Annotated in this window: 18 protein-coding genes; 10 read left to right on the plus strand and 8 right to left on the minus strand. The window is 67.5% G+C overall.

Features of this window, described 5'->3' with window-relative positions; translation table 11 throughout:
• Nucleotides 1-12 precede the first annotated feature (12 nt).
• The gene (locus tag ACODSM_RS00185; RefSeq protein WP_488803926.1) at nucleotides 13-954 is read left to right on the plus strand and encodes a LysR family transcriptional regulator; all 942 of its coding nucleotides are present in this window, start codon (nucleotides 13-15) and stop codon (nucleotides 952-954) included.
• A gap of 34 nt (nucleotides 955-988) precedes the next feature.
• Here the strand turns inward: ACODSM_RS00185 and ACODSM_RS00190 are convergent, their stop codons facing one another.
• Nucleotides 989-1,825, minus strand: coding sequence for an MBL fold metallo-hydrolase (locus tag ACODSM_RS00190; RefSeq protein WP_488803927.1), 837 nt, complete (start codon nucleotides 1,823-1,825; stop codon nucleotides 989-991).
• Between the two features lie 98 nt (nucleotides 1,826-1,923).
• Here ACODSM_RS00190 and ACODSM_RS00195 point away from each other — a divergent pair, with 98 nt between their 5' ends.
• Together ACODSM_RS00195 and ACODSM_RS00200 are read left to right on the plus strand one after the other, a co-directional pair.
• Nucleotides 1,924-2,913, plus strand: coding sequence for a GlxA family transcriptional regulator (locus ACODSM_RS00195; protein WP_488803928.1), 990 nt, complete (start codon nucleotides 1,924-1,926; stop codon nucleotides 2,911-2,913).
• A gap of 150 nt (nucleotides 2,914-3,063) precedes the next feature.
• Complete coding sequence (locus tag ACODSM_RS00200) at nucleotides 3,064-3,975, plus strand: PPK2 family polyphosphate kinase (RefSeq protein WP_488803929.1); 912 nt, start codon at nucleotides 3,064-3,066, stop codon at nucleotides 3,973-3,975.
• A gap of 57 nt (nucleotides 3,976-4,032) precedes the next feature.
• Here ACODSM_RS00200 and ACODSM_RS00205 read toward each other — a convergent pair whose 3' ends face one another.
• The gene (locus ACODSM_RS00205; RefSeq protein WP_488803930.1) at nucleotides 4,033-4,779 is read right to left on the minus strand and encodes a hypothetical protein; all 747 of its coding nucleotides are present in this window, start codon (nucleotides 4,777-4,779) and stop codon (nucleotides 4,033-4,035) included.
• 277 nt (nucleotides 4,780-5,056) lie between these two features.
• On the opposite strand from ACODSM_RS00205, the gene ACODSM_RS00210 reads away from it, so the two are divergent.
• The 3 genes from ACODSM_RS00210 to ACODSM_RS00220 all read left to right on the plus strand — a co-directional run bounded on the left by ACODSM_RS00210 (nucleotide 5,057) and on the right by ACODSM_RS00220 (nucleotide 9,877).
• Nucleotides 5,057-6,364, plus strand: a complete 1,308-nt coding sequence (locus ACODSM_RS00210) for a Glu/Leu/Phe/Val family dehydrogenase (protein ID WP_488803931.1) — start codon at nucleotides 5,057-5,059, stop codon at nucleotides 6,362-6,364.
• A 301-nt stretch (nucleotides 6,365-6,665) separates the two neighbouring features.
• Nucleotides 6,666-8,354, plus strand: a complete 1,689-nt coding sequence (locus ACODSM_RS00215) for a class I adenylate-forming enzyme family protein (RefSeq protein WP_488803932.1) — start codon at nucleotides 6,666-6,668, stop codon at nucleotides 8,352-8,354.
• An 8-nt stretch (nucleotides 8,355-8,362) separates the two neighbouring features.
• Nucleotides 8,363-9,877 carry an MFS transporter gene (locus ACODSM_RS00220; protein WP_488803933.1) on the plus strand — a complete coding sequence of 505 codons (1,515 nt, stop codon included), beginning with the start codon at nucleotides 8,363-8,365 and terminating at the stop codon, nucleotides 9,875-9,877.
• Nucleotides 9,878-10,069: 192 nt separating this feature from the next.
• On the opposite strand, the gene ACODSM_RS00225 is transcribed toward ACODSM_RS00220, so the two are convergent.
• On the minus strand, nucleotides 10,070-11,239 hold the full coding sequence (locus tag ACODSM_RS00225; protein ID WP_488803934.1) for a hypothetical protein: 1,170 nt from the start codon (nucleotides 11,237-11,239) through the stop codon (nucleotides 10,070-10,072).
• A 172-nt stretch (nucleotides 11,240-11,411) separates the two neighbouring features.
• On the opposite strand from ACODSM_RS00225, the gene ACODSM_RS00230 reads away from it, so the two are divergent.
• Nucleotides 11,412-11,948: a HEPN domain-containing protein gene (locus tag ACODSM_RS00230; RefSeq protein ID WP_488803935.1), complete on the plus strand. Its 537-nt coding sequence runs from the start codon at nucleotides 11,412-11,414 to the stop codon at nucleotides 11,946-11,948.
• Between the two features lie 9 nt (nucleotides 11,949-11,957).
• Here ACODSM_RS00230 and trhP read toward each other — a convergent pair whose 3' ends face one another.
• The 3 genes from trhP to ACODSM_RS00245 all read right to left on the minus strand — a co-directional run bounded on the left by trhP (nucleotide 11,958) and on the right by ACODSM_RS00245 (nucleotide 15,621).
• Nucleotides 11,958-13,397 (minus strand): prephenate-dependent tRNA uridine(34) hydroxylase TrhP, encoded by a 1,440-nt coding sequence (gene trhP, locus ACODSM_RS00235; protein ID WP_488803936.1) that lies wholly within the window; start codon nucleotides 13,395-13,397, stop codon nucleotides 11,958-11,960.
• A 36-nt stretch (nucleotides 13,398-13,433) separates the two neighbouring features.
• A complete protein-coding gene (ttcA, locus tag ACODSM_RS00240; RefSeq protein ID WP_488804234.1) occupies nucleotides 13,434-14,321 on the minus strand; it encodes a tRNA 2-thiocytidine(32) synthetase TtcA in 888 nt (295 codons plus the stop codon).
• Nucleotides 14,322-14,556: 235 nt separating this feature from the next.
• Entirely contained in the window at nucleotides 14,557-15,621 is a 1,065-nt protein-coding gene (locus tag ACODSM_RS00245; RefSeq protein WP_291443351.1) for a homocysteine S-methyltransferase family protein, read from the minus strand.
• A 185-nt stretch (nucleotides 15,622-15,806) separates the two neighbouring features.
• Between ACODSM_RS00245 and recQ the strand changes: the two genes are divergently transcribed.
• Nucleotides 15,807-17,666, plus strand: coding sequence for a DNA helicase RecQ (gene recQ, locus ACODSM_RS00250; protein WP_309828985.1), 1,860 nt, complete (start codon nucleotides 15,807-15,809; stop codon nucleotides 17,664-17,666).
• Between the two features lie 121 nt (nucleotides 17,667-17,787).
• Here recQ and ACODSM_RS00255 read toward each other — a convergent pair whose 3' ends face one another.
• Together ACODSM_RS00255 and ACODSM_RS00260 are read right to left on the minus strand one after the other, a co-directional pair.
• Nucleotides 17,788-18,216: a hemerythrin domain-containing protein gene (locus tag ACODSM_RS00255; RefSeq protein WP_291443353.1), complete on the minus strand. Its 429-nt coding sequence runs from the start codon at nucleotides 18,214-18,216 to the stop codon at nucleotides 17,788-17,790.
• A gap of 71 nt (nucleotides 18,217-18,287) precedes the next feature.
• Nucleotides 18,288-20,570: a nitric-oxide reductase large subunit gene (locus ACODSM_RS00260; protein WP_488803937.1), complete on the minus strand. Its 2,283-nt coding sequence runs from the start codon at nucleotides 20,568-20,570 to the stop codon at nucleotides 18,288-18,290.
• A gap of 278 nt (nucleotides 20,571-20,848) precedes the next feature.
• Between ACODSM_RS00260 and norR the strand changes: the two genes are divergently transcribed.
• Both norR and ACODSM_RS00270 read left to right on the plus strand, forming a co-directional pair.
• Nucleotides 20,849-22,426 carry a nitric oxide reductase transcriptional regulator NorR gene (norR, locus tag ACODSM_RS00265; protein ID WP_488803938.1) on the plus strand — a complete coding sequence of 526 codons (1,578 nt, stop codon included), beginning with the start codon at nucleotides 20,849-20,851 and terminating at the stop codon, nucleotides 22,424-22,426.
• Nucleotides 22,427-22,547: 121 nt separating this feature from the next.
• Nucleotides 22,548-23,747, plus strand: coding sequence for a threonine ammonia-lyase (locus ACODSM_RS00270; RefSeq protein ID WP_488803939.1), 1,200 nt, complete (start codon nucleotides 22,548-22,550; stop codon nucleotides 23,745-23,747).
• Nucleotides 23,748-23,830: the final 83 nt, after the last annotated feature.

Genomic DNA, 23,830 nt, shown 5'->3' on the forward strand with positions numbered 1-23,830 from the left:
GATCAAACCGCCATGGCCTTCAACTCCGACAGCGTGCAGGTGTTTCTGACCGTGCTCGACCACGGCTCGTTCTCGGCCGCCGCTCGGGCGTTGTCGCGTGTGCCGTCGGCCGTGAGCATGACCATTGCCCACCTGGAGGCCGAACTGGATGTGCAGCTGTTTGACCGCAGCGGACGCGAGCCCCGGCCCACCGCCGCCGCCCGCGCGCTGGAGCCCCAGGCCCGGCTGCTGGCGGGGCAGCTGCAGCAGCTCAACGCCCAGGCGCTGGCGCTGACCCAGGGGCTGGAGGAGCGGCTCACGCTGGCCATTGCGCCCGAGCTGCTGGCCTCGCGCTGGACGGACGCGCTGGCGGCACTGGCACAAGAGCACCCGCTGCTGCAGATCGAGGTGCTGGCCGCGCCGCAGGTGGACGCGCTGGCACTGCTGCACAGCGGCCGCGCGCAGCTGGCGCTGGTGTTTGAGCGGCCCAGCATCGACGGGCGCGAGGGCTTTCAGGAAGTGGGCACCGAAACCCTGGTGGCGGTGATGGCGCCGCAGCACCCGGTGCTGGTAGCCGCCCGCGCCGCCGCCCAGGCGCGCGGTGCACCGCCCAAGGACGCCATGCTGCGCGAAGAGCACCTGACCACCACGCGCCAGATCGTGGTGGCCAGCCGCGACCTGGCGCAGACCGACCCGCGCTTTGTGTTTGCCCGCCACCACTGGCGCACCGACAACCACCTGGCCGCGCTGGGCCTCATCGAAGCCGGCCTGGGCTGGGGCTGGCAGCCGCGCGCGCTGGTGCAGTCGCGCATCGAGGCAGGGCGGCTGGTGGAAATGCCGTTCGAGAACCTGAGCAACGGCGCCGCGCTGTGGGTGGACGTGGTGTGGTCCAAGGAGCGGCCGCTGGGCCTGGGCGCTGCGCGGTTTGTGGCGCTGATGCGCGACCAGCGCGCGCTGGAGGCCGAGCTGGCGTGATTTGCGGTCCTTTTTGGGCGGTAGCGCTAGTCGATCATGCCTCTGCAGCTACTGAATTCATAGCGTTGTTTTCAGCGGTGGGCCCGGGGTAATCCCGGCACTCGCCGTCCTCGGGCACCCACAGGCGGTGCGCCCACCCACCGCGCTGCGCCAGGGCGCGCACCTGGGCGCGGGTGGTGGGGCAGTGGTCCAGGGCCTCCAGGTGGTTGACGACCACCGCGCCGGTCGTCAGCGCGGCGGCCTGCGCGACCTCGGCAGCGTCCATCAGGATGTCCGCGCCCAGGTCAAACCGGGCGCCACCGGCGGGCAGTACGGCCACATCGGGCTGCAGGCGCTGCAGGCAGTCGCGCACCGGGGGCGTCAGCACGGTGTCGCCCGCCAGGTACACGCTGGGCTCGCCCGGCAGCTCCAGCAGGTAGCCGTGGCCGTGCTCCATGAAGCGCGCCACCCAGCCCCGGCCGTGGGTGCAGGCCACGGGCGTGACCTGCCCGCCCAGCGCAAAGGGCTGGCGGCCCTCGCCCGGGAGCGGCTGCACCTGCAGGCCGCGCTGCGCCAGGTAGGCGGCGTCGTGTGGCGTGCAGAAGACGGGAATCTGGCGCTCGCGCAGAAACTGCTTGCCCGCGCGGTCCAGGTGGTCAAAGTGCCCGCGCTGGCAATGGGTGATGAGCGCGTGGGTCACGCGCTGCAGCGCGGCGTCGGCCTCGGCGGGCAAATCCACCAGGGGGTTGCGCTGGCGCCGGGTACCCAGGTAGCGCAGCGCGGGCAGGCTGCCCCGGGGCGCGAGCATGGGGTCCACCAGCAGGCCGACGGGGCGGCCCGCGCGCTGGAACTCCAGCAGAACGGTGGCGTTGCGCAATTGAGTGATGAGCATGGGGTGCTTTCAGTGGAATGGAGTGTTGCCATTGTTGAAAAGCAGGCCGCTCACGAAAATGGCGCAGATTGACAATTTCTTGCTTTTTTGTGCCACTCATGATTTCTCCAACCTCCGCACCCCAGCCGCCCCTGCGTGTGGCGCTGCTGCTCTACCCGGGCTGCATGCCGGCGGGTCTGTTTGCGGCGGCAGACATGGCACGCGCCGCCAACCTGCGTGCCCAGACCAGCGTGATGGACATCTGTTGGGCGGGGGTGGACCGGTCGCCCGTGCCCACCTGGCAAGGCCCCGCGCTGACCCCCACCGTGGCGCTGCAGCAGGCCGAGGCCGATGTGGTGCTGGTGCCGGGCCTGTGGCTCTCGTCGCCCGACCAGCTGCAAGCGCCGCTGCAGCAGCTGGCCCCGGTGGTGCAGGCCTTGCGCGCGCTGCCCCGGCGCACCCAGGTGTGGAGCTACTGCGCGGGCGTGGTGCTGGTGGCCGCCAGCGGGCGGCTGCGCGGCCAGGGCGCCACGGCCACCTGGTGGTTGCGCGCCGCGCTGGAGCAGCAGTTTGCGCAGGTGGACTGGCGCTTTGACGAGCCGCTGGTGGCCGGCCCCACCGCCACCACGGCCGCCGGGGCCAACGGTTACCTGCCGCTGATGCTGCACGCGCTGGCCGCCCGCCTGCCACCCCAGGCATTGAACGACCTGCAGGAGCTGCTGATGCTGCCCCGCCCCCGCACGGCGCACCCGGCATTTGCCGGGCACGATCTGATGACGCTGGCAGACGCCGACCTGCGCCGCGCCATGCTGTGGGTGCAGCGCAGCCCCGCCACCAACCTTCGACTGCCCGCGCTGGCCCAGGCGCTGGGCCTCTCGCCCCGCACACTGGCGCGGCGGGTGCAGGCCCACACGGGCCTGACGGCGGCCCTGTGGATGCGCCGCATCAAGCTGCGCCAGGCCAGCGAGGCGCTGTGCGACACGCCGCTGCCGCTCAAGCGCATCGCCGAAGACCTGGGCTTTGCCAGCGAGGCCGGACTGCACCGCGCGTTCCGCCAGGCCACGGGGCAGACGCCGCTGGCCTACCGCATGGCGCATGGGGCGCGCTGAGCGGATTTTGCGGCCAGTTTCAAGCCCCACAGGCCTCAAGCGCTAGTGAATCATGCGCTAACAGCTATGATTTTGGTAGCGTCTGAATTTTGAAGGAAGAGGATACTGCGCCCGCGCCGCTGACGTACGATGGCCTATCGAGGAGCCCGCATGAACCACCCGTTTCACAGCAGCAACAAAGACGTGGCCCAGCGCTGGTCGCAATGGCAGCCGGACGCGCCGCAGCATGACGATGACAAGCGGCCCGACGGCCAGCCCGAGCGGCGCAAGGCCGGCAAACACCGCCGCACGGTGTCGCTCAAGGACTTTGACCCGTCGGCCAAACCTTTTTCGCTGGGCGACAAGCTCAGGGACAAAGCCGTCACCGAGTCCATTGCGCAAGAGCTGGACACACTGCAGAACCTGTTCTACGCCGACAAGCGCTACAAGCTGCTGGTGATCCTGCAGGGCACCGATACATCGGGCAAGGACGGCACCATCCGGGGCGTGTTTGGCCGCATGAGCGCGCTGGGCGTGCACGCCGTGGGCTGGAGTGCCCCCACCGAGGCCGAGCGCGCCCACGACTACCTGTGGCGCATCCACCAGAAGGCGCCCGGTGCGGGCGAGATCACGGTGTTCAACCGCAGCCACTATGAGGACGTGCTGGTGCCCGCCGTCAACGGATGGATCACGCCCGAGCAGCACCACCAGCGCTTTGGGCACATCAACGACTTTGAGCGCATGCTCACGCACACTGGCACCATCGTGCTCAAGTTCATGCTGCACATCAGCGCTGACGAGCAGCGCGAACGCCTGCAGGAGCGCCTGGACGACCCGGCCAAACACTGGAAGTTCTCGATGAGCGACATCGAGGCCCGCAAGCAGTGGAGCCAGTACCAGAAGGCCTACGAAATGCTGCTAGCCGCCACGCACACGCCCTGGGCGCCGTGGACCATCGTGCCCGCCAACTCCAAGACCCACCGCAACCTGATGATCGCCACGCTGGTGCGCGAGGTGCTCACCGGCCTGGACCTGCGCTACCCGCCGGGCGACCCGGCGCTACAAAAGATCCGCATCGAATAGGCCCCGCCCCGCAGCGGGCCCGGCAGTGCGGGGTGCGGAAAAAAACTGCGCGGGCCGTCACTGGCCCGGCGGGCATTCGGGGATGCGGCCCCAGGCGTCGCCGCAGAAGTTCTGCCGCGTGCGGGTGAGGCAGCTCGCGCGCGACAGCTCGTTGTTCATGGCCGCGCACTGGGCCAGCGCGCCGCGCAGGCGGGCCAGGCTGTCGCCGGGCGACGGCACGGGTGCTGCGGGGGGCGGCCAGGGTGCGTCGTCGGCCGGTGCCGTCGTGCGGGGTTTGCCGGTGGCGGGCAACGATGCCGCGTCGGCCACGCGGGGCACGGTGACGGGGGTGAACGGCGGTGCAGAGGCTGCCGCTGCGGCTGCGGGCGAGGGGGCGGCAGTGGCGCTGTCTGGTGCAGATGCAGTGGCCGCCGGGCGTGCGCGTTGGGATTCGATGATTTCTTCCACCGGCTCGGGGCGCGCGGGAGCGGACTCGGCAATGCCCGGGGTGCGAGGCGCGGCTACTGGGGACTCGACAGCCGGGGCCTGCTGCGCGGGCGGCGCAGCATTGGGTCGCCCCAGCAGGTACCAGGCTGCGGCGCCCGCCACGGCCAGCACAGCCACGGCGGCGCCTGCGTAGGCCATGGGTCGCTGGCGCGGCGGGGTGCCGGTGGGGTGCTCGTCGTCATCGAACACAAATTCCATCGGCGCCGGGGCGGCGGGGGGCGCCTCTGCCTCCAGCGGGTGGGCGCACTTCACGCACCAGCGCGCCGTCGGGTGGTTGGGCGCCTGGCATTGCGGGCAGGGGGTCTGGGTCACGCTCATGATTTCCCTCTCTTTTTTCGTGGCCCCCGCTTTCTGGGGGACTTGGCGCAGCGCCCGGTGCTGTGCCAGGCTGGCTGAGTCTAGAGGCAACCGGCGCCGGGCAAGGGCCGGAGCCAGCGGCCGCTATCGCGCCCGCACATTGCCGCACCGCAGCATGGAATGCGTCTTTGTCAAACTATGCATCAGACGCATAACCCACAAACACACCGGCCTTGGACAGTGCCCAAGCCCAGGCATAAGCTTCGCAGCCTGAACTGATCCCACAAGGAAATTCACCATGTCAAACCCCGTCGGCGCCCCCGCCGCACAATCCCACCCCCTGCCCTCGTACCTGCAGGCCGACCACCTCGGCCCCTGGGGCAACTACCTGCAGCAGGTGGACCGCGTCACCCCTTACCTGGGCAGCCTGGCGCGCTGGGTGGAAACGCTCAAGCGGCCCAAGCGCATCCTGATCGTGGACGTGCCGATCGAGCTGGACAACGGCACCATCGCCCACTACGAAGGCTACCGCGTGCAGCACAACCTGAGCCGCGGCCCCGGCAAGGGTGGCGTGCGTTTTCACCAGGACGTGACGCTGTCTGAAGTGATGGCCCTGTCGGCCTGGATGTCGGTGAAGAACGCGGCGGTGAACGTGCCTTACGGCGGCGCCAAGGGCGGCATCCGCGTGGACCCCAAGAAGCTGTCGATGGGTGAGCTGGAGCGCCTCACGCGCCGCTACACCAGCGAAATCGGCCTGCTCATCGGCCCGTCCAAGGACATCCCCGCACCCGACGTGAACACCAACGGCCAGGTCATGGCCTGGATGATGGACACGTACTCGATGAACGTGGGCGCCACCGCCACCGGCGTGGTCACCGGTAAGCCTGTGGACCTGGGCGGCTCGCTGGGCCGTGTGGAAGCCACCGGCCGCGGCGTGTTCACCGTGGGTGTGGAAGCCGCCAAGCTGACCGGCCTGGCGCTGGACGGCGCCCGTGTGGCCGTGCAGGGCTTCGGCAACGTGGGGGGCATTGCCGCCAAGCTGTTTGCCGAAGCCGGTGCCAAGGTGGTGGCTGTGCAGGACCACACCGGCACCATCTTCAACAGCAAGGGCGTGGATGTGCCCGCACTGCTGGCACACGTGAAGTCCCGTGGCGGCGTGGGTGGCTTTGCCGGCGCCGAAGTGATGAAGGCCGAGGAGTTCTGGGGCGTGGACTGCGAGATCCTGATCCCCGCCGCGCTGGAAGGCCAGATCACCAAGGACAACGCGGGCCAGATCAAGGCCAAGCTGGTGATCGAAGGTGCCAACGGCCCCACGACCACCGAGGCCGACGACATCCTGAACGACAAGGGCGTGCTGGTGCTGCCCGACGTGATCGCCAACGCTGGTGGTGTGACGGTGAGCTACTTTGAATGGGTGCAGGACTTCTCCAGCTTCTTCTGGAGCGAGGACGAGATCAACGCCCGCCTGGTGCGCATCATGCAAGAGGCCTTTGCGGGCATCTGGCAAGTGGCGCAAGAGCACAAGGTGAGCCTGCGCACCGCCACCTTCATCGTGGCCTGCCAGCGCATCCTGCACGCCCGCGAAATGCGCGGCCTGTATCCATAAGCCCTCGACGCCCACCCCCTCGACCCCGCCCCTTACCCGGGGCAGGCCGTCAGACCACCGCCAGCCGCTGCGATCCAGCCCTGGCGGTTTTTCTTTGCCCTCACCCCGCCCAACCCCCCGGCGGCTGTTGCGCCGTGGCGACGCGACCATGCCATGCGCCAGCCGTTCAAGAGGCCAAAACGACCGCGCAGCAGCTGCAGAAACCAAAAGATACGTACACATACAAATGGTGATCTTTGCCCCGGACCTTGCGTGAAAAACTGCCTGGACTTCGCATTCACGCCGTCTTCGGGAGATTCCGGTGGCCCTTCCATCCCTGCGCAGCCTGCTGGCGCGCTTTCTGCTCAGCCGCCTGCGCACCGCGCGCTCTGTGGCCCGTCTGGCGTACCGCCTGCACCCCCACAAACCCGCGCTCATCGACCGGCGCGGCACCCTCACCTATGCGCAGTTGCAGGATCGCGTGTACCGCCTGCAGGCCTGGATGCAGGCCCAGGGCGTGAAGAAAGGCGACGTGGTCTTCACCTGGCTGCCCGAAACCGGCGAGCAGTACGAAACCCGGCTGGCCACGTTCGAAAACGGCACCATCTTTGCGAGCTTTCACAAGCACCTGCCGGCCGAGGCAGCGCTCACGACCATGGGCCGCGTCAAGCCCACCGTCTTCATCCACGACCCGCTGCTGAGCGCGCCCATCCTGCAGGCCGTGCGCGAGCAGTTGCCCGGCTTGCGCGTGCTGGCGCTGGGGGATGAATACGAGCGAGCCCTGGCGCAGCAGCCCCCCTCTGCGGGAGCGGCCGACGTGCACGAGGACGATGTGTTTGCGCTGCACATGACCTCGGGCACCACGGGCCTGCCCAAGTCCATCGGCTACAGCAACCGCAAGTACCTGGACAGCGTGCGGTTGATCTCGCGCGCCATCGACTTCAAGCCGCCCGCCAACGGGCCGGACGTGAACATGCTGGGCCTGCCGCTCACCGGCCCGGGCTCGGGCCTGGTGCTGCCTACGCTGCTGGCGGGTGCGGCGCTGGTGATGCCCGAGGACTTTCGTGCCACCACGCTGGCCGGGCTGATCCAGAAGCACCGCGTGTCGCGCGCTTTCCTGTCGCCCTCGGCCATCATCGACCTGCTGGACGAGCCCACGCTGGGCCAGTACGACCTGTCGTCGCTGACCCATGTGCCCTACGGCTCGGAGATGATGCCCGCGCCCAAGATCGCCGAGGCCATCCGCCGCTTCGGGCCCATCTTCCAGCAGGGCTACGGCTGCCTGGAGGCCCTGCCTCCCATCACCTGGTTGCTGCCCCACGAGCACGTGGACGCGCAAGGCCAGCCACTGGGCAACGACATCCTCTCCACCGTCGGCCGCGTGATGCCGGGTGTGGACGTGGTCATCCGCGACGAGCAGTTTGCGCCGCTGCCGCTGGGCCAGATGGGCCTGATCACCGTGCAGACACCGGTGCGGTTTGATGGCTACTGGCTGGACCCGGAAAAGACCAGCGAGACCCTGCGCGACGGCTGGGTGGTGATGGGGGACCTGGGCTACTTCGACGCCGCCGGTTACCTGCATGTGCTGGGCCGCAGCGCCGACCGCGTGGTGCGCAATGGCCACGCGCTGAACCCGCGCGAGATCGAGGAAGTGGCGCACTGCCACCCGGCCGTCAAGGAGGCCTGCCTGGTGCAGCATGGCACCGCCGCCGTGCTGGTGGCCAGCCTGCGGCAAAGCTGGCGCAACGACCGGGGCACCCAGGCCCTGGAGCACGACCTGGCAGAGTTTCTGGTGCAACACCTGCCGCCCGAGATGCGGCCCGACGATGTGCGCCTGGTCACCGAGATTCCGCGCAGCTTCCTCAACAAGATGCTGCGGCGCGAGGTGCGCCTGATGCTGGAGGCCATGCCGCCGCGCAGCAGCGCGGCGCACACGGCACGCGCAGAGCCTGTGGCGGGCTCGATGGCGACTGCTCCCCGGGCCGAAGCAATGGCATCCGCACACCCATGACAGCCCCCATGAACATGCAGCACACCCCACACATCCGGCTGAGCCTGGGCACCAAGCTCGGCTACGCCGTGGGCAACGTCGGCCTGCAGATGCTGATTGCGGCCATGAGCTTCCTGCTCATGATCTTCTACACCGATGTGGCCCTGGTGCCTCCGGCCGTGGCCGGTGCGGCGCTGTTGGTGGGCAAGGTGTGGGACACCATCAACGACCCGTTGTTTGGCTGGCTGACCGACCGCACGCGCTCGCGCCACGGCCGCCACCGCGTGTACCTGATCTACGGCGCCCTGCCCCTGGCGGTGGTGGCTGCCGCCGTGTGGATGGTGCCGCCAGGCCTGAGCCCCTGGGCAGCGTTTGTGTGGATCGCCGTCACCTACACCTTGTTCGACACCGTGATGACGCTGGTGCAGCTGCCCTACCAGGCCATGGCCGCCAACATGACGCAGGACTACGACGAGCGCACCAGCCTCACGGCGTTCGCATCCATGGGCGCCCTGCTGGGCTTTTTTGCGGGCAGCGTGTTCATGCCGCTGCTGGTGCGGGCCGCGCCGGATGCACGCACGGGTTATGCCCTGGCGGGCGCCTGTTTTGGGCTGGCCGCCGGGGTGGCCGTGGCCGTGGTGGCCTGGCGCGTGCACGAGCCCGCCACCACCAGCCACACGCCCGCCACCCCCACCACCGAAGCAGCCGCACCCGGCTGGGCATCGGTCCGCAGCACCCTGCTGGCCACGCTGCGCAACCGTCCGTTTGTGATGCTGGTGAGCGCAGCCGGGCTGGTGCGCCTGGGCCTCACGCTGGTGCAGGCCTCGCTCGCGTATTTCGTCATCTACCAGCTGCAGGGCGACAAGGGCGACCTGCCGCGCTTCATGGGCATCCTGCTTGCGGTGGTGGGCATCTCGCTGTTCGTGTGGAAGCGCGTGGTGGACCGGTGGGAGAAGAACCTGGCCTACATCCTCGGGCTGGTGTTCTGCTGCGCAGGGCTGGTGGCGCTGTACTGGGTGGGTCCGGGCCAGCAGGCCCTGGTGACGGGCATCCTGGTGGTGGTGGGCATCGGCATGGGCGCGCACTGGATCGTGCCGTTTGCCATGGTGCCCGACACCATCGACCACGGCCACATGCAGGCGGGCGAGCGCCAGACCGGCATGTACTACGGCCTGTACGGCCTGGTGGACAAGCTGGCGCGCACCCTGGCCACGGTGCTGGTGGCCGGCATGCTGGAGCTGACAGGCTATGTGCCCAACGTGGCCCAGTCGGCCCAGGCGCTGCAGGGCATCACGACCATGACGGGACTGCTGCCAGCGCTGTGCCTGGTGCTGGCCATTCCGCTGCTGCTGGCCTACCCCATCACCCGCGCCCGCCACGCAGACCTGGTGCGCAGCGTGAGCGCTGCCGCCACGGCCGAGGCGGTCAGTACGACCGCAGTGGCCGCAACCCCTGCCCGCCAGAGCGAACACACCTCCCGCCCTGCGTGGGCGCCCTCTCGCACCCTGCCCAGTGGTGGGCACGACTTCGCACACAGCCGCTAGGGATCCTCTGCACGAATCGAGCGGTAAGTGGGCACTGCGGATCGGGAGGGACGGCAAGGCGCAAAACGCAGCAAAAGCCGTAGCTATTGCGAGGCTTTGCAACGCCGCAGACCGCCCGAGACCGCAGATGCACACGGCGCGGTGATTCGTGCAGAGGGTCCTCAGAGAGTTAGAGAGCTTGCAGACGCGCCCTCAGGCAGATGGCGCTGGCCCCACGGGCTCGGGCGGTAGCACACCGCGCATCGCGAGGCAGAAGGGCTGCACGCACTCGGCCCGCGCGGCGTAAGGGCAGCCCACCGTCTCGCACAGGCCTGACGCGCCATTGCGCGCCTTCTCCTCTTCTCGCGGCACCTGGCCGCTGGCCTGCAGCACGGCCATCTGGGTCCAGGGGTCCAGGCGGCCGGTGGCCTGCTGCAGCATGTCGCGGCCATACACGGTGGCGGCCAGTTGCGGCTGCAGGTCCAGCACCAGCAGCGCGCTGGTGCGCGGCGCGGCAGCATCCATGCCCTGCAACACCAAGGCCATCACCCCCGATTGCAACGCCTGGCCCCCGCCCGCAAAAGGCACCTGCAGCGCACCGCTCGCAGCGGTGGCGCCCGCGCCCAGGCTTGCGCCAGCTGGCACCGTCACCGCGCCCGCAGCGGCGGGCGACGCCTGGGCTGCCAGCCAGGGCACTGGGGCACGCAAGGTGAGCGCCAGCCCGCGAGGCCCCTCAGGCGTCGCCACCACACCCTGGCGCACCAGCCAGGTTTGCAGCGGCGGCTGGTCGGCATCCAGCGCACCACTCTCCAGCGCCTGCGCCATGCCGATGGGCCAGGGCTGCGCGGCCACCACGCGCTGCGGCACCCCGGCCTGCGCGGTGACCTGTGCCACCAGGGCACTCACCATCCGCAGCAGCGGTGCGCTGAGGCCCGACGCAGGCCAGGCGGTACCGCCCGTGGCGGACGCTGCGGACGCCGATGCATTGGCTGGCGCAGCCGTGGGGGCACCACGCGGCAGCAGCGCCGACGCCCCCGCTGACGCGGCCCGCGCGGCGCCCTCGCCCCTTGTGCCCGGCCAATTGCCATCGGCCCCACCCGGCCGGCGCGGGTCAAAGCCCGCCGCCAACTGCTCGCGCGCCTGGGGCGAGATGCTGGCCTGGTCTGCCGGTGTGGGCAGCGGCCCGCCAGGCGGGCTGGGGGACGCGACGAAGGGCGGCGGGGCGCTGGGGTCTGCGGTGTGCAACGGCGCGGGGGCGGTGGGTGCAGCAGGTTTGGGCTTGTCCAGCCCCAGCAACGCCGTCTGCCGCTGCAGCGCCGCCTCGGCCAGAAACTGGGCCACGGGCGGCAGCGGGCCACGAGTGGGGTCGATGGGAAGGGCCATGCGGGATTCTGGAGCGGATCAGACGGGTTGAACAGGCATTCGAGTGCCTGCGCCTCCAATCCATAATCCCTACATCTCGCGCCATGGCTGTATGCCTATGCAGCTTTTCGGATGCTCAATCGATAGGTGCTGCGAGATACTGCAATTTAGGCAACACAAAACATTGCACAGTATGTCCCGCGCCTCAAATACGTTCCTTAGTTCCATCGAGGATGCAACCACGCTTCTCGCTCATTTTGACGCCCTTCACAAGCAGAACGCGGAAACTGCCGAAGTGCTAAAGCGGGCTGGCCTCGTCATGGCACTCACAGCGTGGGAGACCTATGTTGAAGATAGAGTGATAGAGGCTGTTGCAGCGAGGCTCAAGGCAGTGAACGGTAGTCCAATCGGCACCTTTGTCAGCAACAAGCTCAACGAGGAACTGAAACGCTTCCACAACCCAAACGCAGAGAAAACGCGCAAGCTGTTCCTGGACTATTTACAAGTCGATGTCTGCGCTGGCTGGAAGTGGCTGCACCACGATCCGGTCACCGCAAAGAAGACGCTGGATGAACTCATCGGCCGCCGTGGTGATGCGGTCCATCGTTCCAAGCCGATTTCCACTGGAGCGCCAGCGCCACACTTGGTCAAGCGCGACGACTTGGAGAAAGCGATTCGGTTCCTCAAGGGGTTGGTAGAGGCCACTGACCGCGCGCTCGACGGTGAATGACGGAAGCGCTCACGCAACCAAAGTAGGCTTCGCGTGCTCCGCCGAGGGCTGGGCCTCCACCACCCGCGCTAACAACGCCCCCGCATACAGCGCAGGCAACTGAATCCACACACGCACGGGGCTGCCTTGGGCGACCTGCACGGGCTGGCCTTCCACGTTGCGCATTTCGTGCAGGCGCACGGTGGTGTTGCCGCTGGGGTGCACGACCTCGATCAGGTCGCCCACGGCAAAGTGGTTCTTGGTTTCCACCTGCACCCAGTCGCCTTGCAGGCCCACATCCGCCAAGCCCTCGGTGCCCAGCACCTCGCCCACGTACTGGCTGCGCTGGGTGACGGAGTGGCCGCTGATGTAGTTCTGGTAGTCGTTGCTGGGGCGGCGCTCCAGCAGGCCGCCGGTGTAGCCGCGGTTGGAGAGACCTTCCAGCTCGATCAGCAGCTCGGGGTTGAAGGGGCGGCCCGCCACGGCGTCGTCGATGGCGCGGCGGTACACCTGGGCGGTGCGCGCCACGTAGTACAGGCTCTTGGTGCGGCCTTCGATCTTGAGCGAATCCACGCCGATCTGCGTCAGGCGCGCCACATGCTCCACCGCGCGCAGGTCCTTGCTGTTCATGATGTAGGTGCCGTGCTCGTCTTCCATGATGGGCATGAGCTGGCCGGGGCGGCCTGCTTCTTCGATCAGGTACACCTTGTCGGCCTTGGGGTGGCGCTGGCCGCTGCCGGTGGTGGAGGCAAAGGCCTGCTCGGCCTTTTGCTGCGCGGCCTCGAAGTTGAAGTCGCCTTCCATCTTCTGCGCGATGGCTTCGCCGGTGGTGGGGTCGATGTCGGCGTCGTGCGTGGCGTAGTTCCAGCGGCAGGCGTTGGTGCAGGTGCCCTGGTTGGGGTCGCGGTGGTTGAAGTAGCCGCTGAGCAAACACCGGCCCGAGTACGCAATGCACAGCGCGCCGTGCACGAACACTTCCAGCTCCATGTCGGGGCATTCCTGGCGGATTTTTTCGATCTCGTCCAGGGCAAGCTCGCGCGAGAGGATGATGCGAGACACACCCATCTTCTGCCAGAACTTCACCGTGGCCCAGTTGGTGGTGTTGGCCTGCACGGACAGGTGGATCTCCGTCTCCGGCCACTTCTCCTTCACCATCATGATGAGGCCTGGGTCGGCCATGATGAGCGCGTCCGGCTCGCAGTCGATCACGGGCTCGATGTCGCGCAGGTAGGTCCGGATCTTGTCGTTGTGCGCAATCAGGTTGCTGGTCACGAAGAACTTCTTGCCGCGCGCGTGGGCCTCGTCAATGCCTTGCTTGATCTGCTCCAGGCGGAACTCGTTGTTGCGCGCGCGCAGCGAGTAGCGCGGCTGGCCGGCGTACACCGCGTCGGCGCCAAAGTCGTAGGCGGCGCGCATCTTGTCGAGCGAGCCAGCGGGCAAGAGGAGTTCGGGGGCTTTGAGCGTGGTCATGGGGTGGCCCAATCTAAAAATCGTCGGAGGTCGGGTTCAGCGGGGCATCAGGGGCAGGCCGCCGAGCATGCCCACGGCCTGGGCTGGAAACTCTTCGGCATCAAACGCCTTGTCGCCATCGGCGTCCTGCACACCGTTGGGCACCAGGCCCTTGAAGTCGAACTGGCGCGGGTCCATGAAGTGCGAGGGCACCAGGTTGCGCAGCGCCACGGCCATGTTCTCGATGCGGCCGGGGTAGAGCTGTTGCCAGTCGCGCAGCATCTGGCCGATCTGCTTGCGCTGCAGGTTCTCCTGGCTGCCGCACAGGGTGCAGGGGATGATGGGGAAGTTGCGGATCTCGGACCAGCGGGTGAGGTCGTCTTCGGCCACGTAGGCCAGCGGGCGGATGATGAGGTGGTCGCCCCGGTCGCTTTGCACCTTGGGCGGCATGCCCTTGAGCTTGCCGCCAAAGAACATGTTCAAAAAGAAGGTCTGCAGCATGTCGTCGCGGTGGTGGCCCAGCGCGATCTTGGTGGCACCCAGCTCATCGGCCACGCGGTACAGAATGCCCCGACGCAGGCGGCTGCACAGGCTGCACATGGTCTTGCCTTCGGGAATGTGCTCCTTGACGACGCTGTAGGTGTCCTGCGTTTCGATGTGGAAGGGCACGCCCACCTGCGTCAAATACTCGGGCAGCACATGGGCCGGAAAGCCTGGCTGCTTCTGATCGAGGTTGACGGCGATCAGCTCGAACTTGTTGCCGTTGCGCTGCTGCAGCATGCGCAGCACGTCCAGCATTCCATAACTGTCTTTGCCGCCCGACACGCACACCATCACCTTGTCGCCGTCTTCGATCAGGCCAAAGTCGCCAATGGCCTGGGCCACCTGGCGCACCAGGCGCTTTTCGAGCTTGAGCGCTGCGTGCGCGGCAGCCTTGGCGGCCATTGCGGCTGCGTCGTCGCCCTCCACAAAGGAAGAGGCGGGCGGGGTGGCGGTATCAAGCATGGAGTAGACGGACCGGACGGCGAAACGGGAAAGCGCAATGAAGGGGGATTCAAGGTTGCCGCACCCGGCGGCGCCTTGCAATGGGCTGCCGCACTGCGCTGGTACGGCATTCACTACTTTTTTTATAGCTGATCGCGCTTATTGAATAAGCGCTAGAGGCCGATTTGACTCAAATTCAGGCTTCTGCGGGGTAGAACATCTTGCGCGTGGGCACATCGGCTACCGCCTTGGCAATGGCGCCGATGTGGTCTGGCGTGGTGCCGCAGCAGCCGCCCAGGATGTTGACCAGCCCCTCGGCCGCGAACTCGTGCACCAGGCGGCTGGTGATCTCGGGCGTTTCGTCAAAGCCGGTGTCGCTCATCGGGTTGGGCAAGCCGGCGTTGGGGTAGCAGCTGATGAAGGTGTCCTCGGCCACGCGGTTCAGCTCCTGGATGTAGGGGCGCATCAGCGTGGCGCCCAGGGCACAGTTCAGACCAATGGCCAGAGGGCGCGAATGGCGCACGCTGTGCCAGAAAGCCGTCACCGTCTGCCCACTCAGGATGCGGCCGGAGGCATCGGTCACCGTGCCGCTGATGATGAGCGGCAGGCGCTCGCCGCTCTTTTCAAAGAACTCGTCAATCGCGAACAGCGCGGCTTTGGCGTTCAGGGTGTCGAAGATGGTCTCGACCAGCAGCACGTCAGCGCCGCCTTCGACCAGCGCTTCGGTCTGCTCGTAGTAGGCAGCGCGCAGGGTTTCAAAGTCGATGTTGCGCGCACCGGGGTCGTTCACGTCGGGGCTGATGCTGGCCGTCTTGGGCGTGGGGCCCAGGGCGCCGGCCACAAAGCGTGGCTTGTCGGGCGTCGAATACTTGTCGCACGCGGCGCGGGCGAGCTGGGCCGAGCGCAGGTTCATCTCGCGCGCCAGGTGGGCCATGTGGTAGTCCTCCTGCGCCACGGTGGTCGCGCCGAAGGTGTTGGTTTCGATGAGGTCGGCCCCGGCCGCCAGGTAGCGCTCGTGGATGTCGCGGATCACGTCGGGGCGGGTGATGCTGAGCAGCTCGTTGTTGCCCTTCACGTCGTACGCAAAGTCCTTGAACCGGTCGCCCGCGCCATCGGGGCCGGTGTAGCCCTCGCCCCGGTACTGCGCCTCGCCCAGCTTGAAGCGCTGGATCATGGTGCCCATGGCGCCGTCGAGGATGACGATGCGTTGGGCGAGGATGTCGGGCAGTTGCGCGGCGCGCGTGTAGTGGAGGGCTTGCATAGGGCGCTATTGTAGAAAGCCAGCCCCTCGCCCTCTCGCAGCGCACAATATGCGCCTGCCGCGCACGGGGCCAAGCCCGGGCACGGCAAAGGATTTTGGCCTTATTGGCACCAAGCGCTGGATTCGTATGCGCTGGCAGCTATCAATTTCAGAGTATTCGTTTGTCTCCTCGCCTGTCCCCCGCACTGTCCCCTGCCCATGCCGTTTTGCAGGACGTTTTTGGCTACGAGCAGTTTCGCGGTCCCCAGCAGGCCATCGTCGAGCATGTGATCGCGGGCGGCGATGCGCTGGTGCTCATGCCCACGGGTGGCGGCAAGTCGCTGTGCTACCAGGTACCTGCCATCGTGCGCCAGCAGCAGGGGCGTGGGGTCACCATCGTGGTCTCGCCCCTGATTGCGCTGATGCACGACCAGGTGGGCGCGCTGCACGAGGCGGGGGTGTCCGCCGCGTTTCTCAACTCCACGCTGAGCTATGACGAGACGCAGGACGTGGAGCTGCGGCTGCAGACAGGCGACATCACGCTGCTGTATGCCGCGCCCGAGCGGCTGAACACGCCCCGGTTCCTGGGCTTGCTCGACAGTCTGTACCACGGCGGGCACCTGTCGCTGTTTGCCATCGACGAGGCGCACTGCGTGAGCCAGTGGGGCCACGACTTCCGCCCCGAATACCGCGCGCTCACGGTGCTGCACGAGCGTTATGCGGGCGTGCCCCGCATTGCACTCACGGCCACGGCCGATGCGCTGACGCGCGCCGACATCGTGGAGCGGCTGCAGCTGGAGGGCGCGCAGCACTTCGTGAGCAGCTTTGACCGGCCCAACATCCGCTACCGCATCGAAGAAAAGAAGGAGCCGCTGGCGCAGCTGCTGCGCTTCATCGAGCGCGAGCACCCGGACGACGCAGGCGTGGTGTACTGCCAGTCGCGCAAGCGCGTCGAGGAAATGTCGGCCGCGCTGGTGGATGCGGGCCTCAAGTCCCTGCCCTACCACGCAGGCCTGCCCGCCGAGGTGCGCCAGCAGAACCAGGACCGCTTCCTGCGCGAGGAAGGCATCGTGATGGTGGCCACCATCGCGTTCGGCATGGGCATTGACAAACCCGACGTGCGTTTTGTGGCGCATGTGGACATGCCCAAGAACATCGAGGGCTACTACCAGGAGACCGGCCGCGCGGGCCGCGACGGGCTGAACGCCGACGCCTGGATGGCCTACGGCCTGCAGGACGTGGTGAACCAGCGCCGCATGATCGACGAGAGCCCCGCGAGCGAGGAGTTCAAGCAGGTGATGCGCGGCAAGCTCGACGCGCTGCTGGCCCTGGCCGAAGCCACCGATTGCCGGCGCGTGCGGCTGCTGGGCTACTTTGGCGAGCACTCCACGCCCTGCGGCAATTGCGACAACTGCCTGAACCCGCCCGCCGTGTGGGACGGCACGGATGCCGCCCGCAAGCTGCTGTCCACCATCTACCGCGTGCAGCAGGCCAGCGGCCTGAGCTTTGGCACCGGCCACATCATGGACATCGTGCGCGGCAAGGACACCGAGAAGGTGAAGCAGTTCGGGCACGACAAGCTGTCCACTTTCGGCGTGGGCAAGGACTATTCCGAAGCGCAATTGCGCGGCGTGCTGCGCCAGCTGCTGGCCACCGGGGCCGTGGGGCTGCAAAAGGTGATGCTGGAAAGCGGACACAGCTTCGACACGCTGAGCCTCACCGAAGGCTCCCGCCCCGTGCTCAAGGGGGACGTGCCCGTGCTGCTGCGCGAATCCACGGCCAGCGCGCCCGCCAAGCGCACGCGCCGCAGCACGGCACCGCCCGCCGCTGCCGCCAACCTGGGGCCCGATGCCCAGGCACGCTTCATCAACCTCAAGGCCTGGCGCGCCGAGGTGGCACGCGAGCACAACCTGCCCGCATATGTGATCTTTCACGACGCCACACTGGCTGCGATTGCCGAGCGCAACCCCGCGTCCCTGGACGACCTGCAGGGTATCAGCGGCATGGGGGCGAAGAAGCTGGAGGCTTACGGGGCGGAGGTGCTGAGGGTGTGCCAGCAAGGCTGACGCTCTGCGCTAAAGACCGAGTCCGCAACAAAAAAACCGGCCTCTGGGGCCGGTGAAGGGAGGTGCCCTCAGGCCCTACCGATGGATGGGGAACGGCTGGAGCGCCCAGCCATTGGGCCTATCAATGGCAATCAGCGGTTTCTTCCTCTTCGATGCGTGGATAAAAGTCGTGGTCCTCGCGCTGCATGCGTTCAAACACGCGGCGCAGCACCACATTGGCTTCACTGCGAAAGCCCTCGGCATCGCGCCGAACCTGTTCGGCAGTGTTCCAGCGGCGTGCGAAGGCGTCGTAGGCGCTGGCAATGGAGGCCATCTCGCTCTGGTACTGGCGCCCCATGCGCGCCAGGTCTGCATTGCCGCCGCGCTGCAGTGCGGGGTACAGCACCTGGTCTTCCACGGCCAGGTGCAGCTTGATGGTGCCGCTCATTGCAACGATGCCCTGGGCGATGGCCGTGGCGTTGGCCTCCACGCCAGCATGGGCCAAGGCGCGCAAGGTGGCGATGCTGCGCAGGATGTCGGTGTGCTGGTGCTTGAATTTGTCGAGGTTCATGTTCGCTCCTTGTGGGATGAATAAGGGCCTGCGCTGCCGCCGGGGATGGTGAAGGCAGCGCATGGCGCGGGTCAGCGGCGGGTCTCCGCCAGGGTGGCGCCCGCAGGAACGACCGGTGCACGCGAGCCCAACACACCGCTCACCACCTGCCAGGCCACGGCGAGCGCGCCGACGATAAAGACCACGTCGCCGAAGGTGCGCACCCAGCGCAGCGTCTGGATGAAGGGCTGCTGCATGAAGGCCTCGCCCCGGGCGTACCACAGGCCTTCGCTCACGCTGGCGTGGAACTGGAACAGGCCGATGGGCAGCAGGCTGGTGGCAATCATCAGCACCAGGCCCGCGTTGAGCCACCAGAAGCCCGTGGCCATGAGCCGGTCGCTGAATACCAGCTGCGGCCGGATGTAGCGCAGCACCAGCAGCGTGAAGCCCAGCGCCAGGAAGCCGTACACACCGAACAGCGCGGCATGCGCATGCACGGGCGTGGTGTTCAGGCCCTGCACGTAGTACAGCGAGATGGGCGGGTTGATCATGAAGCCAAAGACGCCCGCGCCCAGCATGTTCCAGAAGGCCACGGCGACGAAGCACATGAGCGGCCAGCGCAGCCGAGCCATCCAGGGCGCGCGGTGTTGCAGGCGCCAGTGTTCCCAGGCCTCATGGCCCAGCACGACTAGGGGCACGACTTCGAGCGCGCTGAAGGCCGCGCCCACGGCCATCACCGGCGTGGTGGTGCCGGCAAAGTACAGGTGGTGGAAGGTGCCGGGCACGCCGCCCAGCATGAACAGCGAGGCCGAGGCCAGGCTGGCCGTGGTGGCCATGCGCACCGACACCAGCCCCAGCGTGGAGAAAATGAAGGCCAGTGCCGTAGTGGCGAAGACTTCGAAGAAGCCCTCGACCCACAGGTGCACCACCCACCAGCGCCAGTACTCCATCACCGACAGGTGCGTGCGCTCGCCATAGAAGAAGCCGGCGCCGTAAAACAGGCCGATGGCGATGACCGATGCAGACAGCAGCGCCAGCAGGTTCTTGTCGCCAGGCTGGCGGAACGCGGGCAGGATGCCGCGCAGCATCAGCACCAGCCAGAAGGCCACGCCAGTGAACTTGCCGATCTGCCACAGGCGGCCCAGGTCCACGTATTCATAGCCCTGATGACCCAGCCAGAAGTTCCACTCGGGCGGCATGATCTGCGCAATGGCCAGGTAGTTGCCCGCGAACGAGCCCACCACCACGACCACCAGCGCCCAGAACAGGATGTCCACGCCCAACTTCTGGTACGACGGGTCTTTGCCGCCGTTGATGAGCGGTGCGAGGAACAGGCCGGCCGCCAAAAAGCCCGAGGCGATCCAGAACAGCGCGCTCTGGATGTGCCAGGTGCGCACCAGCGAGTACGGGAACCACTGCGACACGTCGATGCCGTAGAACTGCTGGCCTTCCACCGTGTAGTGCGCCGTGAAACCGCCCAGCAGCACCTGGAAGCTGAACAGCGCGACGATGAGGAACAAATACTTGCCCAGAGCACGCTGCGAGGGCGTTAGCGGCACGCGCGACAGCGGGTCGTGCTGGGGCGGCTCGGGGTCGGCCTCGTCGTGCTTGCGCAGGAAGGCCCAGCCCCAGACGAGAAATCCCACGCCCGCCATCATCACGACCACGCTCATCACCGACCACACCATGTTCTCCGCGGTGGGCTTGTTGCCGATGAGCGGTTCGTGTGGCCAGTTGTTGGTGTACGTTGCTGTCGTACCGGGGCGCTCGGTGGCGGCTGCCCAGGCCGTCCAGAAGAAGAAGCCCATCATCTGCGCGCGACGCTCGGCGCTGGGCAGCGTGTTCTCCTTCATCGCGAAATGCTCGCGGGTCTTGTGCAGCGCGGGTGCATCGCTGAAAAGCTGGTCGTAATACAGCGCCGTTTTTGCGATCGCATCGGCCCGCGTGGACGACACCATGGCCACGCCCGTTTCTGGGTTGTAGGTGTTGGTGCGGTACTCGGTCTTCATGCGGTCGCGCAGCACGGCCTGGGCGGCGGCGTCGATGTCGGCAAACGGTTTGCCGTGCGCGCGCTCGGCCGCGACGTCGAGCCAGTTGAGCAACTCGCGGTGCAGCCAGTCAGCCGTCCAGTCGGGCGCCTGGTAGGCACCATGGCCCCAGATGGAGCCCAGCTGCATGCCGCCCACCGACTGCCAGGCGGTCTGGCCGTCCAGGATGCTGTCGTGGGTGTAGAGGACTTCGCCCCCGGCCGTTTCAATCTTGGCGGGAATGGGCGGTGCGGTGCGGTACACCTCGGCGCCGTAGTAGCCCAGCAGGCTGAAGGTGACGATGAGCACGCCGATCAGCGTGAACCAGAGCTTGCGGTAGTTACCCATGGCGGGCCTCCTGCTTCGATGAAACGGCGAACGGGCGGGGCCAGCGAGGGCGGGCCACAGCGAGACAGGCGGCGTGATGGACCGCCCGGAGGGCCAGGCAGGCCGCAGGTGGACAGGATGTGATGATCATGGTGAGGTAACGAGTGAATCGGTCCACCCCCTATTGCAAGCGCCTGGCCAGCGACAGCTCCCAATAAAATCAAGTGCTTACGAAGTTCATGGTATTTATTACCCCAGCAGATTGGGGTTAAATTCACCCATATGAGGTAAAAAGCACCATGGATCACCAACCCCTGCTGGCCGACCTGTCCACCGATCTGCCGCAGGCCGTGCGCCTGCAGCGGCTGGTAGACCATCTGCGCGCCCGCTTTCACTGCGGTGCTGTGGCACTGTTGCAACTGGAACAGGACCACTTGCGACCCGTCGCCGTGGACGGCCTGGGGCGCGAGGCGCTGGGGCGCCGCTTTGCAGTCAGCCAGCACCCGCGGCTCGCGGCCATCCTGGCGCGGCGGGAGGTGACCTGCTTTGACCACGACAGCACCCTGCCCGACCCCTACGACGGCCTGCTCGACACCCTGGTGGGCGAGCCCCTGCCCGTGCACGACTGCATGGGCGTGAGCCTGCAGGTGGACGGTCAGCCCTGGGGCGTGCTTACGCTCGACGCCCTGCAGACCGGCACCTTTGGCGAGGTCGCACGCGCTGCGCTGGCCGACTGCAAGGTGCTGGTGGAGGCCGCGGTGCGCATCTCACGGCTGGAGCGCGAGGTGCAGGCGCTGCGCAGCGCCCCCCACACCCGTGGTGCAGAGGATGAGCGCCCCACCCGTGCAGGCGAGGGCGACATGGAGATCGTCGGCCAGAGCGAACCCCTGCTGCGCCTGCTGCACGAGCTGGAGGTGGTGGCGGGCTCGGACCTGCCCGTGCTGCTGCTGGGCGAAACCGGCGTGGGCAAGGAGCTGTTTGCGCGCCTGCTGCACCGCCAGTCGCCGCGCGCTGCACGCCCGCTGGTGCATGTGAACTGCGCGGCGCTGCCGGAGTCGCTGGCCGAGAGCGAGCTCTTCGGCCACGTGCGCGGCGCGTTCTCGGGTGCGGTGACCGACCGGCCCGGTCGCTTTGAGGCCGCCGAGGGCGGCACGCTGTTCCTGGACGAGGTGGGCGAGCTGCCGCTGGCCGTGCAGGCCAAGCTGCTGCGCACGCTGCAGAACGGCGAAATCCAGCGCCTGGGCGCCGACCGGCCACGCCGTGTGGACGTGCGGGTGGTCGCCGCCACCAATCGCAACCTTCGCGAGCAGGTGGCTGCGGGCGACTTTCGCGCTGACCTGTACCACCGGCTCTCCGTGTACCCCGTGCCCATCCCGCCGCTGCGCGAGCGGGGCAACGATGTGCTGCTCATTGCGGGCCGGTTTCTGGAGTTGAACCGTGCGCGCCTCGGTCTGCGCAGCCTGCGGCTGTCGGCCAGCGCGCAAGAGGCGCTGCGCCGATACCCTTGGCCCGGCAATATCCGCGAGCTGGAGCATGTGATCAGCCGGGCCGCCCTCAAGGCGCTGAGCCGGGGTGTGAGCCGCACCGACATCGTGACGCTGGAGCCCGTGCTGCTGGACCTGGACGCCCACGCCGCCAGCGCAGCCCCAGCCCCGCTGGACGCGAGTGCTCCCGCTCAGGCCACAGAGCCACCCGCGACTGCCTCCACGACGGACACAGCCGGCAGCCCGCTTCGCGACGCCGTGGATGCTTGCCAGCGGCACGCCATCACCCAGGCGCTAGCGCGCCACCAGGGCAACTGGACCCAGGCCGCGCGTGCGCTGGAGGTGGATGCGAGCAACCTGCACAAGCTGGCGCGCAGGCTGGGTCTCAAATAGATCATCAAAATTGATAGCTGCTAACGCATGATCCTCTAGCGCTTGGAGTACTTTTCACTCCATTTTTCGGCCTGCACCCGCCGCCGCGCTCCAACGGCGCGCATTGCGCCACAATCGGCCCATGCTGACCCTTCAAGACATCCGCGACGCCGCCACCCGCTTACAAGGCCAGGTGCTGGACACCCCCTGTGTCGAATCCAAGACGCTCTCGCAGATCGTGGGCGCGCAGGTGTTCCTCAAGTTCGAGAACCTGCAGTTCACCGCGTCCTTCAAGGAGCGCGGCGCCTGCAACCGGCTCACGCTGCTGACCGACGAGGAGCGTGCGCGCGGCGTGGTGGCCATGAGCGCCGGCAACCATGCCCAGGGCGTGGCCTACCACGCACAGCGCCTGGGCCTGCGCGCAGTCATCGTGATGCCGCGCTTCACGCCCGGCGTGAAGGTGGAGCGCACGCGCGGATTTGGCGCCGAGGTGGTGCTGCATGGCGACACGCTGGAAGAAGCCCGCGCCCATGCCTATGCGCTGGCAGACGCGCAGGGCCTGACCTTTGTGCACCCGTATGACGATGAAGGCGTGGCTGCGGGACAGGGCACGCTGGGCCTGGAGATGCTGCAGGCCGTGCCCGACCTGGACACGCTGGTGATTGCCGTGGGCGGCGGCGGATTGATCTCTGGAGTGGCCACGGCCGCCAAGGCGATCAAGCCGGGCATCGAAATCATCGGTGTGCAGACCGCGCGCTTTCCGGCCATGGTCAACGCCGTCAAGGGCACGCACCACCCGCAGGGCACGTCAACAATAGCCGAGGGCATTGCCGTGGGCACGCCGGGCAAGATCACGCAAGAGATCGTCAAACGCCTGGTGGACGACCTGGTACTGGTGGACGAGGGCGACATCGAGCAGGCGGTGCTGATGCTGCTGGAGATTGAAAAGACCCTGGTCGAAGGCGCAGGGGCTGCTGGCCTGGCCGCTCTGGTACGCTACCCCGAACGCTTCAAGGGCAAGCGCGTGGGCCTGGTGCTGTGCGGCGGCAACATCGACCCGCTGCTGCTGGCGGCCATCATCGAACGCGGCATGGTGCGCTCGGGGCGCCTCGCGCGCATCAAGGTCAGCGCACGCGATGTGCCCGGCGTGTTGGCGCACATCACCGCCACCGTGGCCGACGCGGGTGCCAACATCGAGGAGGTGCACCACCAGCGCGCCTTCACCATGCTGGCCGCGCAGAACGTGGAGATTGAGCTGGTGCTGCAAACCCGGGGCAAGACCCATGTCGATGAGGTGCTGGGACAGCTGCGGGCGGCGGGCATGCAGGCCGACCTGATCTGAGAGCCTGTGCATAGAGACCACAGGGTTTTGCCCCTGCACAGGTTCTCGCGGCTAGAATTGCGCAAGTTTTAAGCATCTGGAGC

The organism is Acidovorax sp. FG42 (genome assembly GCF_057809195.1).